The 881-nt window shown below is 59.4% G+C and carries 2 protein-coding genes; one reads left to right on the top strand and one right to left on the bottom strand.

Going from position 1 to position 881, the window contains the following annotated elements; genetic code table 11:
* Positions 1 to 159: 159 nt before the first annotated feature.
* Positions 160 to 708, top strand: a complete 549-nt coding sequence (locus AC1DWI_RS24780) for a multidrug/biocide efflux PACE transporter (protein ID WP_477669613.1) — start codon at positions 160 to 162, stop codon at positions 706 to 708.
* On the opposite strand, the gene AC1DWI_RS24775 is transcribed toward AC1DWI_RS24780, so the two are convergent.
* A partial coding sequence (locus AC1DWI_RS24775) for an SIMPL domain-containing protein (protein ID WP_477726128.1) occupies positions 677 to 881 on the bottom strand: 205 nt, incomplete at its 5' end. The two genes, AC1DWI_RS24780 and AC1DWI_RS24775, sit on opposite strands and share 32 nt — an antisense overlap.

Below are 881 nucleotides of genomic sequence, written 5' to 3'. Positions count from 1 at the left end.
CTGCAAAAGCGGTCAAGGCTTCCGGGGAATGGCGCATGGCAGTCTTCCATCTATTTTTTCGATGATTATTGATTTTAATGTATTCGAAATAGCGATGAAAATACAGTCATGACAGTAAGGCATCTCGCCTCAACGGTCGGCAAATCATTCAGAACGCGCATCATGAGCCTCCAAAAATCCCTGAAAGAACGGTTTTTCCACGCCCTCGGCTTTGAAATCCTGGCCATCGCCATCTGCGCACCACTAGGCGCCTGGCTACTCGGCTATTCGCTGGCGCACATGGGCCTGCTGACCCTGATGGTTTCGCTGATGGCGATGAGCTGGAACATGGTGTTCAACGCCCTGTTTGACCGGGCGCAGCGCCGCATGGGCTTTCAGCGCACGCTGGCGGCGCGTGCCGTGCATGCTGTGCTGTTTGAAATCGGCCTGATCATCGCGGTGGTTCCGCTGGCGGCCTGGTGGCTGGACATCGGCCTGTGGGAAGCCTTTGTACTGGACATTGCGATCGTGCTGTTCTTCCTGCCCTATACCTTCTGCTTTAACTGGGCTTACGACCATGTCCGCTCACGGGTGGTGGCGCGCCACGCGCGCAAAGCCCAGCTGGCCAGCCGCACGGCCGGCGGGCAGCAGCCGGCGCCCGCGCTACTTTGTGCAGCGCCTGCCGCCGGCAAGTGCCTTACTTCATCTGCACAGAGCCCGACACGATGACCAATACCGTGCTCTTGCCGGCTTCCACAGGCACTGATGCATCGGCCATTTCGGCCTTGGCCGACATCGCCATCAYGCGGGGACGCGGTGGAGAGCCCTGGTCGTTGGCATTCACCGAGACTTCGCGCAGCGAGTAGCCGGCAAAACCAAAACTGCGCGCCACCTCACTGGCC

It is taken from the genome of Polaromonas sp. P3_C2, assembly GCF_056402675.1.
This window is presented reverse-complemented; position numbering and strand designations above follow the sequence as displayed.